Source organism: Polaromonas sp. P1_F2 (assembly GCF_056405735.1).
The window spans coordinates 1-15,142 of the sequence record NZ_JBFUBN010000019.1; the positions used below are offsets into that span (position 1 = coordinate 1).

The following is a 15,142-nucleotide window of genomic DNA, read 5'->3' on the forward strand; positions in this document are numbered from 1 at the left end:
CAATGGGGGAGGGAGAAAGAGCGGCGCTGGCGGATTTGCTCCTTCCCCCGCTGGGGGAAGGTTGGGATGGGGGCCAGCGGCGCTTGAAGTGGCTAGAACCCGAGGCTGGCGAGCAGGTCGTCTACTTGCCCCTGTCCATCAACGGCATCCGCATTCCCAATCTTGATCTGCGGCCCATTCAGCAAGCCATGCCCCGCATCCTGCCGTTTCTCAGGCGGCGCGTTGTCGATCAGCAGCTGCAGCAGCTGCGTCTCCATGTCCTTGATCACGTCCATCATCTTCTTGATGACCTGGCCGGTCAGGTCCTGGAAGTCCTGGGCCATCATGATTTCCATGAGCTGGGCGTTGGTGGCGCTGGCCTGCGCCGGGGCCTCGGCCAGGTAGCCGCGCGTGTCCTTGACGAGTTCACGCGCGTCGTCGAGTTCCAGCGGGCTGTCGAACCAGACGTCCCAGCGCTTGCCCAGCGCCGTCGCCTGCTTGGACAGATTTTCCTGGATGGGCTGTGCCACATCGATGGCGTTGAGCGCCCTTTCGGCCGCGCGTTCGGTCATCTGCGCCACATAACTCAGCCGGTCACGCGCGTCGGGGATTGCTTCGGCGGCGCGGGCGATGCTTTTGTCCAGCCCGAGCTCGCGCATGCCCTCGCGCATCTGGCGCGTCAAATGGCCTATGCGGTTGACCAGCTGTTCGGCCGAATCGCTGGCCGCCGCCGCATGGAGCACGGGATGTTGATGTGCTTCTTGCGACATGTCAGGCGCCTTCCTTCTCGATCTTTTCAAAGATCTTGTTGATCTTCTCTTCGAGCGTGACGGCGGTGAAGGGCTTGACCACATAGCCGTTGGCGCCGGCCTGGGCCGCCGCGATGATGTTTTCCTTCTTCGCCTCGGCCGTCACCATGAGCACCGGCAGCTTCACGAACTGCGGGTCGGCGCGTATGGCCTGCAGCATGGCCAGGCCGTCCATGTTCGGCATGTTCCAGTCGGACACCACAAAGCCGTAGTTGCCGGCCTTGACCTTTTCCAGGCCCGCGGCGCCGTCCTCGGCTTCGTCGACGTTGACGAATTCCAGTTCCTTGAGCAGATTGCGGACAATCCGGCGCATGGTCGGGAAGTCATCCACGACCAGGATTTTGATGTTTTTATCAACCACTTCACTCACTCCAATATTCACGATCAACGCTCAAACACATGTCATCCGGACAGCACCCCGATCAAGGAAGCGCAAGCCGGAAGCCCCCAAAGACCACTACACCCGGTTCGCCCGCTCCCCGAAGGAGCGCAGGTGGGCCAGCACGCGCTGGCTCATCTCCTGCAGCGGCACCACCTCGTTCACCGCGCCCAGCGCGATCGCCTCGCGCGGCATGCCGAAGACCACGCAGCTGGCCTCGTCCTGCGCCAGCGTGTGCGCGCCGGCCTGGCGCATGCGCAGCAGGCCCTCGGCGCCGTCACGGCCCATGCCGGTCAGGATCACGCCGATGGCGTTCTTGCCGGCATGGCGCGCGGCCGAATCAAACAACACATCGACCGAAGGCCGGTGCCGGTTCACCGGCGGCTCCTGGTCGACCTGGGCCATGTAGTTGGCGCCGCTGCGCGTGAGCGACAGATGGAAACCGCCCGGCGCGATATAGGCATGGCCGGGCAGCACACGCTCGCCGTGCACCGCCTCGGACACCTTGATGCGGCACAGGCCGTTGAGGCGCTGCGCGAAGGAATTGGTAAACCCCGCCGGCATGTGCTGGGCGATCAGGATCGCCGGGCTGTCGGGTGGCAGAGGCTGCAAGACTTCGCGTATCGCCTCGGTGCCGCCGGTCGACGCGCCGATGATGATGAGTTTTTCGGTGCTCAGCAGCGGGCTGTGCAGCATGGGGGCATCGCCGCCCGCACCGTTGGCAGGCGCGGGGCGCCGGGCCGGCAGCAGCTTGGCGGCCGCCGCGATGCGGATCTTGCCGGCGATCAGGTCGGTATAGGACAGCAGGCCGTCGCGTATGCCCAGGCGTGGCTTGGTCACGAAGTCGATGGCGCCCAATTCGAGTGCGCGCAGCGCGGCTTCCGAGCCGCGCTCGGTCAGCGAGGACACCATGACCACCGGCATGGGCCGCAGGCGCATGAGCTTTTCCAGGAACTCCAGCCCGTCCATGCGCGGCATTTCCACGTCCAGCGTCATCACGTCGGGGTTGTGCTGCTTGACCAGGTCGCGCGCGACCAGTGGGTCCGAGGCCGTGGCCACCACCACCATGTCGGGCTGGCTGTTGATGATCTCGGTCATCAGGCTGCGGATCAGCGCCGAGTCGTCGACGCACAGCACCTTGATCTTGTTCACGCTCATAGGGCCCACGCATTCTTGTTGGCCACGTTACGGGCCAGGTCGGTGTTGAAGATTTCGACGTTGCTGCGGCGTGCCGGCCGGCTCAGGTTGGCGGCCAGCGCCTGCTCCTCGTCGCGCACCAGCGCCACGTCGTCCTGCTGGCGCAGCTTGCGCATGGTGACCTTGCCGCTCGCCGGGAAGTAGTTGATGCGGCGCGGATAGTTGCCGCGCAGGTCCTGGGCGGCCACGCGCACCTGCTCCATCTGCAAATAACGCAGCACGAAGTCGGCGTTGCGCTCACCGATGTTGAGCAAGGTCATATTGGCCAGCACCGCGCCGCCGCCGAAGACCTTGGCCTCCAGCCGCTCGCGCCGGGCACCGGCCTTAAAAAGTTCGTTGAGCAGCATCTCCATGGCGTAGGCGCCGTAGCGCATGGAGGCGGCCGCGCCGCGCGAGGACGGGTCGGCGTCTTCGGGCAGCATGAAATGGTTCATGCCGCCTATGCCGGCCGTGGTGTCGCGCACGCAGGCCGAGACGCAGGAGCCCAGCACCGTGGTCAGCACCATGTCGGTCGAGGTCACAAAGTATTCGCCGGGCAGCAGCTTGACCGCGGAGATGCCGAACTCGCGGTCGAAATAATGGTGGGTGGCCACCGTCTCCCGGTGCGCCGTGGTCATGGTGCGGCTTCCCTGGCTTTGTCGGCCTTGCCGGTTTTAGCGCCGGGCGCCACCAGCTCGTACACCGTCTGGCCCTTGAGGCGCAGGATGTCGCTGGCAAAAGAGAAGTTTTCCGAATGCCCGGCAAACAGCAGGCCGTGCGGCTTCATCAGCGGCGCAAAGCGCTGCAGGATGCGGCTCTGCGTGGGCTTGTCGAAATAAATCATCACGTTGCGGCAGAAGATCGCATCGAAAGGCTCGCGCAGCGCCCATTTGGCGTCCAGCAGGTTCAGCTGCTCGAACTTGACCATGGCCGCGACCTCGGGCCGTATCCGCACCTTGCCGGCCTGCGCGCCCGCGCCCTTGAGGAAAAAGCGCTTGAGCCGCGTCGGCGACAACTTGCTGACCTGCTCCATCGTGAAGATCCCGGCCTGCGCCTTGGCCAGCACCTGGGTGTCGATGTCGGTGGCCACCACGCTGGCGGCCGCGCCCGCGGCGCGATCGCCCAGCGCCTCGATCAAGGTCATGGCAATCGAATACGGCTCCTCGCCGGTGGAGGCGGCCGAGCACCAGACGCTCAGCGGCTTGGGACACTTCTTCGCATGCTCGGCCAGCACCGGGAAATGGTGGGCTTCGCGGAAGAAGGCCGTGAGGTTGGTGGTCAGCGCATTGGTGAACTGCTGCCATTCGTCACCGTTCGGGTCGGCCTCGAGGAAACGCAGGTAGGTCGCGAACTCCGTCAAGCGCAGCTCGCGCAGGCGCCGCGCCAGCCGGCTATAGACCATCTGCCGTTTCTGCGTGCTCAGGGCGATGCCGGCCCGCTGGTGGATCAGCGTGCGGATTTTCGAAAAATCATGGTCCGTCAGGAGGAAATCCGGACCGGCCGACGAGGCCGTTGCGCCATGCAGAGGTGTATTCATAGGTTTTCAGGTCATCGCACGCACGACGCGCGCGCCTGGGGCAGCAGGCAAATGACACATGGTCAATGTACAAAGACCCTGCCCTGCGTCATGGGTCGAAAAGCATGAGAAAACACCCGCTTCTCTGGGTATGGCTGGGCGGCGGGCTCGGGCAAGGGGCTCTCTTACTCCCTCCCCCTCTGGGGGAGGGCGGGGGCTGAGCGCTGCGGCTCCAGATGCGCCTGCGCGCATCTGGACAGCGCGAAGAAGCCCAGGCTCAGCCTGGGCTGCGGTCTGCAAGACGGGGCCAGCGGCCGTCAAAACACCTCCGGCGAAATATCAAACGCCGCGAGGCCCCCATCCCAACCTTCCCCCAGCGGGGGAAGGAGTAAACCCACCAGGGCCATAGCAGCGCACCGCTCTTACTCCCTCCCCCGCTGGGGGAGGGCGGGGGTAGGGGCCAGCGGCCTTCAAACCACCACCGGCGAAATATCAAGCGCCGCAAAGCCCCCATCCCAACCTTCCCCCAGCGGGGGAAGGAGTAAACCCACCAGGGCCATAGCAGCGCACCGCTCTTACTCCCTCCCCCTCTGGGGGAGGGCGGGGGTAGGGGCCAGCGGCCGTCAAACCACCACCAGCGAATATCAAACGCCGCGAGGCCCCCATCCCAACCTTCCCCCAGCGGGGGAAGGAGCACAGAGATCTAGATCGTGACCGTGTGCGCCCAGGCTAAAGCCGCCAGGTGCGCCTGATTGACGCGCGTAGACGTCATGAAAAGCGCCTCAGCCAATTCCACAATCCGCCCATTCCGTTGCTCACCCGCCTCCACCAGCTGCAGGAAAGGCCCATAAACCCCTTCGCGGCTGACCAGCGCCTGCACCACGGGCTCGGGCAGCAAAATCTGGCTCACCACTTTTTCGAGCGGAATGCCCAGCAGCTGGTCCAGCAGCGAGAACATGCCGACAAAAAACAGGTGCTCGGCCTCGGCGCGCGGCAGCAAGTCCTTGCCGAGCAGCTCGGCAAAACGCCCGCGCACGATGGCGGCCTGCAGCAGGGCGTGTGAATACCCCGCCGTGTTGGTCGTGGCCAGCAGCACCGACAGCCAGCGGAACAACGGGGTGTAGCCCAGCATGGTCACCGCGTGGCGCAGCGATTCGATCTCGACCTCGATGCCGAAGCCCGGCGAGTTGATGTAGCGGAAGAGCTTGTACGACAGCGCCGCGTCGCGCTTGAGCACGCCCTCGATATGCCGCACATCGGCGTTTTCCTGCACCATCTGCATCAGCTGCAGGATGAAGATCGCCTGCGGGCTCAAGGCACCCGCGTTGTTCTGGGGGCGCGGCGTGGTGCACAGCTGCTGGAAGAAGCCGCCCACGCCGTGCGCGGCCGACATGTCGAACTCGCGCCAGCCCGGGAAATCCTGCACCACCACGGACAGCGGCGGCTCGGCCTGCTTGGCCAGGTTGCTCAGCGCCGCAAAATCCGGGTGGCCCAGCGGCAGCTCGAGGTGCGTGGCCAAGGGAACCAGCGTCTCGGCATGCGTTTCCATAAAAGCCAGGTCCGCACCGCGCAACGCCAGGCGCAGGCCCTGTTCACGCATCGAGGCCATGCCAGGCTGGCAGTCTTCCGCCAGGTCGGCGCAGTCCAGCATCAGCACGGTATTCGCGGGCGCCTGGCCGACCGACAGGCCGCCCGGCGGCACGCCATGATCGGCATCCAGGAACAGCAAACCGAGTTCGGCCGCCTGGGCGCGCTCGCCCACAAAGTCCAGCAGCTGGCGCACGTCTTCCCGCGCGTCGGTAGGGGCCGAACTCTGCCAGGCCAGCCTGTAGCCGGCCACCTGTTGTTTGGGGTCCAGCAGCGGCGCTCTGACGAGGTATTTGTTTTCTGGCATGGCGATGGTCGATCCGGTTGTGGCTAGGGTTGTCTCGTGGGGCTCTGGTGGCGCCGGCCTGTCTTGCCCACCGGCCCTTCCCGCGGCTGCCGTTGGGCGGCGCCTGCTGGAAAGGCTGGCTGGCGGTCGCCGTGCAGGGGGCGGGCCGCTGGTCGTCGGCAAGACGGTCTTTGGGGAAAACTGTAAGGAGAAAGGTTGAAAGCGATTGACTCGAACAGGTGGGGATTCACCACTCTGTTTTCGGAATTGGGGTTGGGGGTTCTTTTGCTCTTGCTGAGGGCTGCTGGCCCGGGGGGTCTGTGGTCTTTGCTGAGGCTGCTGGCCGGGGGTAGCCCGGCGGCTACTCACTTTTCTTTTGCTTCGCCAAAAGAAAAGTAAGCAAAAGAAAAGGCGACCCTGGTTGCTGCGTCCCTCCGCTTCGCTGCGGGCAACCTGCGGTGCTCGGTCCAGCCGGGGTCTCGCTAAACTCGCTTCGCTCAAACAACGCGATCCCTGATCCGTCTGACCCTGCGCTCCTCGGCGCATCCACAAGGGGTGGGGAGGGAATACCAATACTCAAGAAACAAGGACTCGCCACGGCGAGTCCTTGTTTGTATTTGTCTTCTTTATCTTCTTTGTATTTCTGTCTTCTGTTCCCGCTCCCGATTGCCCCGTCCTGGCTGGGCCGAGGAGCGCAGAGACAAGCGGATCAGGGCCGGYGTTGTCTGAGCCGAAGGCGAGTTTAGCCGGACCCCGCTTGGCTCGAGCACCGCAGGTTGCCCGAAGCGAAGCGTAGGGACCCAGACTGCGGGTCGCCTTTCTTTTGCTTACTTTTCTTTGGCGAAGCAAAGAAAAGTGAGTTGCTGCCGGCAACCCCGGCCAGCAACCCTCAGAGGAGAGCGCAAAAGCCGGAGCAAGACCCGGCGTCAACACCGCATCGTAATGTTCAACGAGCGGCTTACAAGCCCTCAGGAAGCAAAGCCCCAAGCGCCTCCCGCATGGAGCGAACAATCAACCCCTGCCTAGCCCGAGGCATCCTCTCCATAGTAGAAGCCACACTGATCGCAGCAGCAGCCACCCCATCCCGCCCAGCCACAGCCATGCCAACCGCCAGCACCCCCTCAGTAGCGTGATTACCAATCACAGCCCACCCCCGTTCCCGCGTGGCGCGCACCAGAATCCCCATCCGTTCCGGTGTCATGCCGCCATACCGCCCCAGCACCGGCGCGTTGGCGGCGATGACGCCGGCCGCGTCTTCTTCAGGCAGCGCGGCCAGCAGGGCCAGGCCGGCTGCCCCCACGCCCAGGGGCTGGCGGGTGCCGACCTGGATCACCAGCATCTGCACCGGGTGGGTGCCGACCTGGCGGGCGATGCAGTGCGAGGCCGCGCCCTCGCGCACGATGGCGAAAGCCGCGTCGCCGCAGGCCTGGCTTACGCGCGCCAGCACCGGCTGCAGGCGTGCTGCGAAATCGGACGGTGAAGGCGGCGGCGCCTGCAGTTGCGCCAGGCGCGGCCCCGCGACATAACGGAAGCGGCCGCGCGGCGCGACATAGCCGGCCTCGAGCAGCGTGGCCAGCAGGCGGTACACCGTGGCGCGCTCCAGGCTTGCCGCGCGGCACAGGTCGACCACACGCAAACCTTCGCGGCCGCTTTGCAGCACGGCATCCAACAACTGCAGGCCGCGCCGCAGCGTGCGGCTGCCGCCGTCGTCGGCCGCCTCGACCGGTTCGGCTGCTTCGATGACATCAGAGGATGCGGAGAATGCAGGGGATTTTGAAGAACGGGGGGCCATGGCATGGGACTATAGAACGTCCGCTGGCCGGACGTTCGGGTTTGTCGCGCGGGACGGCCTGGTCAAGAATTTCCCCCTGTTGCCGGCTCAGGCCCGGTACAAGCACCGCACAAGCAGCGCATACCTACAACAGCTACAACAGGAGACATACACCATGAGTTTGCATCGCACCCCATTGCGCCGGCTGGCGCTTCGCGCCGCCTTCACCCTCTTCGCCACCCTCGCCTGCGCAGCCACCCTGCCCGCCCAGGCCCAGCCCGCCGCCTGGCCCAGCAAACCCATCAAGCTGGTCGTCGGCTACGCGGCCGGCGGCGCCACCGACGTGATCGCGCGCATTGTGGCGGTCGAGCTCGGCAAGCAGCTGGGCCAGCCCATCCTGGTCGACAACCGCGCGGGCGCCAACAGCAATGTGGGCGCCGAGGTCGTCGCGCGCGCGCCGGCCGACGGCTACACGCTGTACGTCTACACCATCGCCAACACCATCAATGCCTCGCTTTACGACAAGCTGGGCTACGACCCGCTGAAAGACTTCGAGCCCATGGGCCTGATCGCCAAGGTGCCCAACATCCTGGTGGTGAACCCGCAGTTGCCCATCAAAACCCTGGCCGACTACGTGAGCTTCGCCAAGTCCTCGCCCAACGGCATCACCTTCGCGTCGGCCGGCAGCGGCTCGTCCATCCACCTGTCGGGCGAGCTCTTCAAGATGGCGGCCAAGGTCCCCATGCTGCACGTGCCCTACCGCGGCAGCGCGCCCGCCGTGACCGACCTGCTGGGCGGCCAGGTGCAGTCCATGTTCGACAACGCGCCCTCGGCCCTGCCGCATGTGCGCGGCGGCAAGCTGCAGGCGATTGCCATCACCAGCCCCCAGCGCTCGCCGCTGCTGCCCGAGGTGCCCACCGTGGCCGAGTCGGGCTTCCCGGGCTTTGACGTGCAATCGTGGTTCGGCATCGCCGGGCCGGCCGGCACGCCGCAGGCCGTGGTGCAGCGCGTCAACACCGAGCTGCTCAAGGTGCTGGCCCTGCCCGAGGTGCGCCAGCGCCTGCTCAACCTCGCGGCCACGCCCGAGCCCGGCACGCCAGCGCAGATGCGCAGCTGGACGCTGTCGGAAGCCAAACGCTGGCGCGAGGTCGTCAAGCAATCCGGCGCCCGCGCTGAATAAAACAACCAGGAAGAACCGCCCGCATGAACCCGATTGATTTTTTCTGGCGCGCCGCCGAACGCTGGCCCGAACGCATCGCCATCGACGCCCCCGAAGGCACGCTGCGCTACGGCGCGCTGGCCGCCTGGGTCTCGGCCCTCGCGGCCGCGCTGGTCGAGTGTGACCCAGCCCCGCAAAGCCGCGTCGCCATCTGCGCCGGCAACAGTAGCGAACACATCGCCGCGTTGCTGGCCGTGCTGGCCTGCGGCAAGGTGTGGGTGCCGCTGAACCCCAAAAGCACACGCACCGAAGTCCGCCGCATCGTCGACGCGACCGAGCCCTCCATCCTCGTCATGGATGCCGATGGCGCCCCGCTGCTGGAAGGCGCGCCCGGCCGTCGCATCTGCTGCGGCGCGGCCGGCGATGACGGGGTGCCCAACATCGCCGCACTCAGCGCACGGCACGCGGGCGCGCCGCACCCTTCATTCATCCTGCCGCCCGAAGCCACGCAGGCCATCAAGTTCACCGGCGGCACCACCGGCGCGCCCAAGGGCGTGATGCAGACCTACCGCGCGTGGATGGCCAACATCACAAACCAGATCAACGCCTGGGGTTTTGACGAACATGAACGTTATGTGGTGGCCGCGCCCGTCACGCACGGCACCTCGACCTACCTCTTGCCCATACTGGCCCAGGGCGGCTGCCATGTGCTGCTGGCCGGCGCGGGCGCCGAGGCCGTGCGCACGGCTTTTCAAGAAAGAGGCGGCACCGTGAGCTTCATGCCGCCCACGCTGGTCTATATGCTGATGGCCTTGCCCGGCGCCTCCCGCGCCGACTTCCCGAATCTGCGCCGCCTGATCTACGGCGGCGCCCCCATGCCGCCTGAAAAAATCCGCGAAGTCCGCAACTTCTTCGGCCCCGTGCTGGGCACCACCTACGGCCAGACCGAAGCCCCGCAAATTTTGACGGTGATGCGGCCCGAAGATTTTGAGGACGAACGCAACTGGGCCGCCGTGGGCCGCGCCACCTGGTTCAGCGACGTCGCCATCATGGCGCCCGGCGGCAAGCTGCTGCCCACCGGCGAGGTCGGCGAAGTCGTGGCACGCGGCGACCTGCTGATGTCCGGCTACTGGCGCCTGCCCGGCCTGAGCGCCGAAACCATCGTCGACGGCTGGCTGCACACCGGCGACCGCGGCCTGATCGACGAACGCGGCTACCTCTACCTCAAGGACAGGCTCAAAGACCTGGTCATCACCGGCGGCTTTAACGTCTACCCCGTCGACGTCGAGAACGCGCTGGGCCAGCACCCGGCGGTGCATGAATGCGCCGTCTTCGGCGTCCCCGACGACAAATGGGGCGAAGCCGTGCACGCCGCGGTGCAGCTGCGCACCGGCCGGCAGGCCACGGCGGCCGAACTGATCGCCTTTGTGCGCGAACGCCTGGGCCCGGTGCAGACCCCCAAGCTGATCCACTTCCACGAGACCCTGCCGCGCTCGCCGGTCGGCAAGGTCCTCAAAAGCGCGGTGCGCGAACAAGCCCTGGCCGCCGGCGCGGCGACCGCTGCTGCCTGATGAAAGAAAGACCTTCATGACCAGCGCCAAAAAACCCCAAGCCAGACCCGTCACCAGCCTGTGCACCCACACGCTGACCAGCCTGCACTACCGCAACGCCGACCTGGTCGAAGACCTGATGGGCAAAAAAACGTTCACCGAAGTCATGCTCATGCAGATCCTGAACCGCCCACCGCGCGGCGTGGACCTGCGCATCACCGACGCGGTGCTGATTGTCTTGATGGAACACGGCTTGACGCCCAGCGCGATTGCCACGCGCCTGGTCTATATGAGCGCCCCCGAAAACCTGCAAGGGGCAGTGGCAGCCGGCCTGCTGGCCGTGGGCAGCTCCTTCGTCGGCACCATGGAAAACTGCTCAGGCCTGCTGGACCGCATTGCCTCAGCCGCAGACCCCGAAGCCGAAGCCTTGGCCATCGCCCAACATTACAAAACCCTCAAAAGCCCCATCCCCGGCTTCGGCCACCACCTGCACAAACCGGTAGACCCGCGCGCCTACAAGCTGTTAGAGCTGGCCCGCGCCGAACCCGAACTGGTGGGGGACAAGATACGTGCGCTGGAGCGGCTGTCAGCGGCGGTTGATAGCGTGGCGGGCCGGCCCATCACGATCAATGCGACGGGGGCTGTGTCGGCGCTGCTGGGGGAGATCGGGGTACCTACGGCTGTGATGCGTGGCTTTGCCGTGATTTCGCGAGCGGCCGGCCTGGTGGCGCACATCGTTGAGGAGCAGAGCAGTCCTTCGGGGCGGTTTATCTGGGAGACGGTGGAGGGGGCGGTTCCGTTTGTGGGGACGACCGACGAAGCAAAGGCGAAGCTCGCTTCCTAAATTTGCCGTAATGGCTTGCTTTCAGCCCGCCGCGCCGGCTGGGGTTAGATTTCAGCATCGAGCCCCCAATAATCACGGCGGAGGCCATAAACTTGCCTCCCATGGCAAATCCCAACCTCTCTTCCTTTATCTGGTCTGTCGCCGACCTCTTGCGTGGTGACTACAAACAGTCTGAATACGGCAAAGTCATCCTTCCCTTCACTGTGCTCCGCCGCCTCGATTGTGTGCTTGAACCCACCAAGAAGGCCGTATTGGCTGAGAAAGTTACCCGCGAGAAAGCCGGATTAAATCCGGAGTCGTTTCTACTGCGCAAATCAGGCCAGTTTTTCTACAACACCTCGTCGCTTGACCTGAAAAAGCTCATGGGCGACCAGGACCACATTGGAGAGAACCTGCGCGCCTATATCCAGGCCTTCTCGCCCGCCGTGCGAGACATCTTCGAGAGTTTCGAGTTCCACACCCAAATTGACAAACTCGCCAAGTCGGGCTTGCTCTACATGGTGACCGAGAAGTTCACGACCATTGACCTGCATCCTGAAACGGTCAGCAATGCCGAAATGGGGGCAGTGTTTGAAGAACTTATCCGCAAGTTCGCCGAGTTGTCCAACGAAACTGCCGGCGAGCATTTCACCCCTCGCGAGGTGATTCGCCTCATGGTCAACCTGCTATTCATCGAAGATGACAAGGCACTAACCAAGCCAGGCGTAGTGCGTTCTTTGTATGACCCCACAGCGGGGACGGGGGGCATGCTATCTGTAGCAGAAGAGCATCTGATTACTCTCAACCCCAAAGCCCGATTAGTAATGTACGGCCAGGAGTTAAATCCGGAGTCCTACGCGATCTGCAAGGCCGACATGCTGATCAAGGGGCAAGACGTCGCCAATATCAAATTTGGAAACACCTTATCCAATGACGGCCTGCTTGGTCAGCACTTCGACTATGCCCTCTCCAATCCACCGTTCGGCGTGGAGTGGAAAAAGATTGAGAAAGAGATCCGCAGGGAAGCCGAACAGCAGGGCTATAACGGCCGTTTCGGCCCTGGACTGCCGCGCGTAGGCGACGGCTCGCTGCTGTTCTTGCTACATCTGATTTCCAAAATGCGACCGGCTGTCGATGGCGGTAGCCGCTTCGGCATCGTGCTCAACGGATCACCGCTATTTACTGGTGGTGCCGGTAGTGGTGAGAGCGAGATTCGCCGCTACGTACTTGAGAACGACCTGGTCGAAGCCATCATCGCCCTGCCAACCGACATGTTTTACAACACCGGCATCGGTACCTATATATGGATTGTCAGTAACCGAAAACCAGCCGCGCGAAAAGGCAAGGTGCAGTTAATTGACGCGAGCAGTTTCTGGCAAAAGATGCGTAGAAGCCTGGGCTCTAAGCGCAAGGAACTCAATTCGACGCACATTGATGACATTACCCGCCTGTTTGGCCACTTTGAGGAAGCCGCGCGTGACGGAGTACCCGTCAGTCGCATCTTCAAGAACGAAGAGTTTGGGTATAGCACCATCACCGTCGAGCGGCCCGAGCGTGACGCGGCAGGCGAAGTGGTGCTTGCAACCAAAGGCAAAGACAAGGGGAAACCCGTAGCAGACAGTAGCTTGCGCGATACCGAGAACGTACCGCTCAGCGACAACATCAAAAGCTACTTCAAACGCGAGGTGCTGCCACATGCGGCCGACTCGTGGATTGATGAAGAAAAAACCAAGATTGGTTACGAAATTCCATTCAACCGGCACTTCTATGTGTTTAAACCACCGCGGCCCCTAAGGGAGATTGACGCCGAACTGAAAGGTGTGACCGACCGCATCCTGACCATGATTGGTAGGCTTTCCGTATGACCTTTCCGCGTTATTCGGCTTATAAAGACAGCGGCCTGGATTGGCTGGGCAAGGTTCCAGATCATTGGAAAGTGACGGCGCTAAAACGTGGCTTTGACGTGACTCTTGGGAAAATGCTTCAAACTGAATCAAGCGGCCCAGGTGACGAATTGCGACCGTATTTGAGAGCAGCAAATATCAAGTGGAATGGAATTGACTCCACTGAAATCAAACAAATGTGGCTTTCAGTACGTGATCGGTCGCAATTGAAATTGGATTACGGAGATTTACTGATTAGTGAAGGTGGGGATGTAGGTCGTTCATGTTTATGGAAATCTGAGATCGAAGAATGCTACTTTCAAAATTCCGTGAATCGTGTTCGGGCCCGTCATGACAACTCGAATAGATATCTCTACTACTGGATGTCGACTATCAAAAGCATGGGATACATCGATGTTCTCTGCAACAAGTCAACTATTGCTCACTTCACCGCAGAGAAAGTCGCAGCCGTACCGATCCCACTCCCCCCCCGCAACGAACAAGATCAGATCGCAACCTTCCTTGACCACGAAACCGCAAAGATAGATGCGCTGGTAATTGAGCAGCGGCGACTAATAGAGTTACTAAAGGAAAAGCGCCAAGCCATCATCTCCCGTACCATCACCCGAGGTCTGAATCCCAACGTTCGTATGAAACCGTCCGGCATCGAATGGTTGGGAAATGTACCAGCGCATTGGCAAATCAAACCCGTTAAATACCTACTGGAAACGCTCACTGACTTCACGGCCAATGGGTCGTTTGCATCGTTGGCTGAAAACGTCAACTATTTGAATAGTGGTTATTCACGGCTAGTGCGGCTTACGGATTTACGAGAAGCGCTTTCCAACGATGGTTTATATGTTGACGAGGCTGCCCATCGGTATCTTTCGAAGTCTGAGCTTTTTGGAGGTGAGGTATTGCTGGCAAACGTTGGTGCTTATGCCGGTTACGCCTGTTTGATGCCGAAGGTGAATCACAAATCGACGCTCGGACCCAATATGTATTTGATTAGATTTAACCCTCTGCTTCTAACAAATGACTATGGCTTACTCTGTTTAATGTCCATAAATGTTCAAGAACAACTCCGACTAGCATCCACTTCCACAGCTCAACCAAAACTGAACAAGGCGAACGTCAAAAATTGTGTTGTTGCACTACCTTCTTGTTTAGAAGAACAGGATGAAATACTGAAATACCTTGCAGCTAGCAACCGCGAATTTTCCAACCTAATTGCAGAAGCGAAACTCGCAATCGATCTTCTTCAAGAACGCCGAACGGCGCTTATCGCTGCAGCCGTCGCCGGTCAGATTGATGTACGTGAGCAGCCATCCTTCGCATAAGATCGACCCACAACAAGGAGTTGTTATGAGTCCCAATGCCCCCGGAGCCGAAACGCGCGTCGCGGTCCTTGTCGACTGCGACAACACAACGCCCGAAATTCTGGGATATGCATTAAAGGTAATTGCGCAGTTCGGTCGCGTTGTTTTACGCCGTGGCTATGGTAACTACACCACACTGGCCAATAAGTGGCAAGAAGCCTTGGTACGTCTCGCATTCACTCCTTGCCTTCAGTATCAATACGCAGCCGGAAAAAATACTGCGGATATTGCATTGGCGCTTGACGCGCTTGAGGCTATGTTTGATCACCGGGCAGATACGTTCTGCCTCGTCACCAGCGACTCAGATTTTGCTTACCTTTGCCGAAAGCTTCGTGAGCGTGGCGCCACCGTCTGCATCGTTGGAGAAACCAAGACACCAGATGCGCTTCGAAATGCCAGCGATCAGTTTTTTGAGTGGGTGCGGCCGGAACCGGCCATCGAACAGGTCGCGATTGTGGATGAAAAAACCATCGAGAAGATCGCGATAGCCAAGGAGGAGCCAGCGAAAGCAGAGGCGGCAAAGCCATTGCCCAAACGCAGGCCGCGGTTTGTGATTGAGGCCGTCACGCTACTGACCAGCGATACGTCAGAGGGTAAGGTGGGGCTCGGACCTCTGGGTCAGTATCTGAAACGGACAGACCCCGCGTTTTCACCGCAGACCTATGGCCATTCAGGTTTGCTGGATATGCTACGAACCTACGACTTGCTGGTGGTGGAGCAAGAGCCAGCTGGGCACTGGACAGTCCGGCTCGCGCCTACGCTGCATGACGAAGAGGGCGCCGCAAGCGGTGCCCACGATTAGAACCTCTCGATACGCTCAAAACGCCCACAACCTACAGCCAAGG

The 15,142-nt window shown here is 62.1% G+C and carries 13 protein-coding genes; 6 read left to right on the forward strand and 7 right to left on the reverse strand.

Annotation, left to right across the window (positions count from 1 at the left end):
• Positions 1 to 92: 92 nt before the first annotated feature.
• The 7 genes from cheZ to AC1D0O_RS24250 all read right to left on the reverse strand — a co-directional run bounded on the left by cheZ (position 93) and on the right by AC1D0O_RS24250 (position 7,524).
• Positions 93 to 749, reverse strand: coding sequence for a protein phosphatase CheZ (cheZ, locus tag AC1D0O_RS24220; protein WP_477656036.1), 657 nt, complete (start codon positions 747 to 749; stop codon positions 93 to 95).
• A 1-nt stretch (position 750) separates the two neighbouring features.
• Positions 751 to 1,149 (reverse strand): chemotaxis response regulator CheY, encoded by a 399-nt coding sequence (gene cheY, locus AC1D0O_RS24225; RefSeq protein WP_436158038.1) that lies wholly within the window; start codon positions 1,147 to 1,149, stop codon positions 751 to 753.
• Between the two features lie 96 nt (positions 1,150 to 1,245).
• A complete protein-coding gene (locus AC1D0O_RS24230) occupies positions 1,246 to 2,325 on the reverse strand; it encodes a protein-glutamate methylesterase/protein-glutamine glutaminase (protein ID WP_477656037.1) in 1,080 nt (359 codons plus the stop codon).
• The gene (gene cheD, locus AC1D0O_RS24235; protein ID WP_477656038.1) at positions 2,322 to 2,981 is read right to left on the reverse strand and encodes a chemoreceptor glutamine deamidase CheD; all 660 of its coding nucleotides are present in this window, start codon (positions 2,979 to 2,981) and stop codon (positions 2,322 to 2,324) included. The genes AC1D0O_RS24230 and cheD overlap by 4 nt, the downstream gene beginning before the upstream one ends.
• Positions 2,978 to 3,880, reverse strand: a complete 903-nt coding sequence (locus AC1D0O_RS24240) for a CheR family methyltransferase (protein WP_477656039.1) — start codon at positions 3,878 to 3,880, stop codon at positions 2,978 to 2,980. The genes cheD and AC1D0O_RS24240 overlap by 4 nt, the downstream gene beginning before the upstream one ends.
• Positions 3,881 to 4,562: 682 nt before the next feature.
• Entirely contained in the window at positions 4,563 to 5,753 is a 1,191-nt protein-coding gene (locus AC1D0O_RS24245) for an EAL and HDOD domain-containing protein (protein ID WP_477656040.1), read from the reverse strand.
• A gap of 937 nt (positions 5,754 to 6,690) precedes the next feature.
• Entirely contained in the window at positions 6,691 to 7,524 is an 834-nt protein-coding gene (locus AC1D0O_RS24250; RefSeq protein ID WP_477656041.1) for an IclR family transcriptional regulator, read from the reverse strand.
• 154 nt (positions 7,525 to 7,678) lie between these two features.
• On the opposite strand from AC1D0O_RS24250, the gene AC1D0O_RS24255 reads away from it, so the two are divergent.
• The 6 genes from AC1D0O_RS24255 (at position 7,679) to AC1D0O_RS24280 (ending at position 15,099) form a co-directional block, all read left to right on the forward strand.
• Positions 7,679 to 8,683 carry a Bug family tripartite tricarboxylate transporter substrate binding protein gene (locus AC1D0O_RS24255; RefSeq protein WP_477656042.1) on the forward strand — a complete coding sequence of 335 codons (1,005 nt, stop codon included), beginning with the start codon at positions 7,679 to 7,681 and terminating at the stop codon, positions 8,681 to 8,683.
• Positions 8,684 to 8,706: 23 nt separating this feature from the next.
• Entirely contained in the window at positions 8,707 to 10,233 is a 1,527-nt protein-coding gene (locus AC1D0O_RS24260; protein ID WP_477656043.1) for a class I adenylate-forming enzyme family protein, read from the forward strand.
• Between the two features lie 16 nt (positions 10,234 to 10,249).
• The gene (locus tag AC1D0O_RS24265) at positions 10,250 to 11,056 is read left to right on the forward strand and encodes a citryl-CoA lyase (RefSeq protein WP_477656044.1); all 807 of its coding nucleotides are present in this window, start codon (positions 10,250 to 10,252) and stop codon (positions 11,054 to 11,056) included.
• Positions 11,057 to 11,157: 101 nt separating this feature from the next.
• Entirely contained in the window at positions 11,158 to 12,900 is a 1,743-nt protein-coding gene (locus AC1D0O_RS24270) for a type I restriction-modification system subunit M (protein WP_477656045.1), read from the forward strand.
• Positions 12,897 to 14,258: a restriction endonuclease subunit S gene (locus AC1D0O_RS24275; RefSeq protein ID WP_477656046.1), complete on the forward strand. Its 1,362-nt coding sequence runs from the start codon at positions 12,897 to 12,899 to the stop codon at positions 14,256 to 14,258. The genes AC1D0O_RS24270 and AC1D0O_RS24275 overlap by 4 nt, the downstream gene beginning before the upstream one ends.
• Before the next feature lie 25 nt (positions 14,259 to 14,283).
• Positions 14,284 to 15,099, forward strand: coding sequence for an NYN domain-containing protein (locus tag AC1D0O_RS24280; RefSeq protein ID WP_477656047.1), 816 nt, complete (start codon positions 14,284 to 14,286; stop codon positions 15,097 to 15,099).
• The last annotated feature ends 43 nt before the right edge of the window (positions 15,100 to 15,142 follow it).

Bases quoted from the DNA above. Each gene is read 5' to 3' on its own strand.
- AC1D0O_RS24240 (WP_477656039.1), bottom strand. From the start codon at position 3,880: ATGAATACACCTCTGCATGGCGCAACGGCCTCGTCGGCCGGTCCGGAT.
- AC1D0O_RS24255 (WP_477656042.1), top strand. From the start codon at position 7,679: ATGAGTTTGCATCGCACCCCATTGCGCCGGCTGGCGCTTCGCGCCGCC.
- AC1D0O_RS24275 (WP_477656046.1), top strand. From the start codon at position 12,897: ATGACCTTTCCGCGTTATTCGGCTTATAAAGACAGCGGCCTGGATTGG.
- AC1D0O_RS24270 (WP_477656045.1), top strand. From the start codon at position 11,158: ATGGCAAATCCCAACCTCTCTTCCTTTATCTGGTCTGTCGCCGACCTC.
- AC1D0O_RS24245 (WP_477656040.1), bottom strand. From the start codon at position 5,753: ATGCCAGAAAACAAATACCTCGTCAGAGCGCCGCTGCTGGACCCCAAA.
- AC1D0O_RS24260 (WP_477656043.1), top strand. From the start codon at position 8,707: ATGAACCCGATTGATTTTTTCTGGCGCGCCGCCGAACGCTGGCCCGAA.
- cheZ (WP_477656036.1), bottom strand. From the start codon at position 749: ATGTCGCAAGAAGCACATCAACATCCCGTGCTCCATGCGGCGGCGGCC.
- AC1D0O_RS24250 (WP_477656041.1), bottom strand. From the start codon at position 7,524: ATGGCCCCCCGTTCTTCAAAATCCCCTGCATTCTCCGCATCCTCTGAT.
- AC1D0O_RS24280 (WP_477656047.1), top strand. From the start codon at position 14,284: ATGAGTCCCAATGCCCCCGGAGCCGAAACGCGCGTCGCGGTCCTTGTC.
- AC1D0O_RS24230 (WP_477656037.1), bottom strand. From the start codon at position 2,325: ATGAGCGTGAACAAGATCAAGGTGCTGTGCGTCGACGACTCGGCGCTG.
- AC1D0O_RS24265 (WP_477656044.1), top strand. From the start codon at position 10,250: ATGACCAGCGCCAAAAAACCCCAAGCCAGACCCGTCACCAGCCTGTGC.
- cheD (WP_477656038.1), bottom strand. From the start codon at position 2,981: ATGACCACGGCGCACCGGGAGACGGTGGCCACCCACCATTATTTCGAC.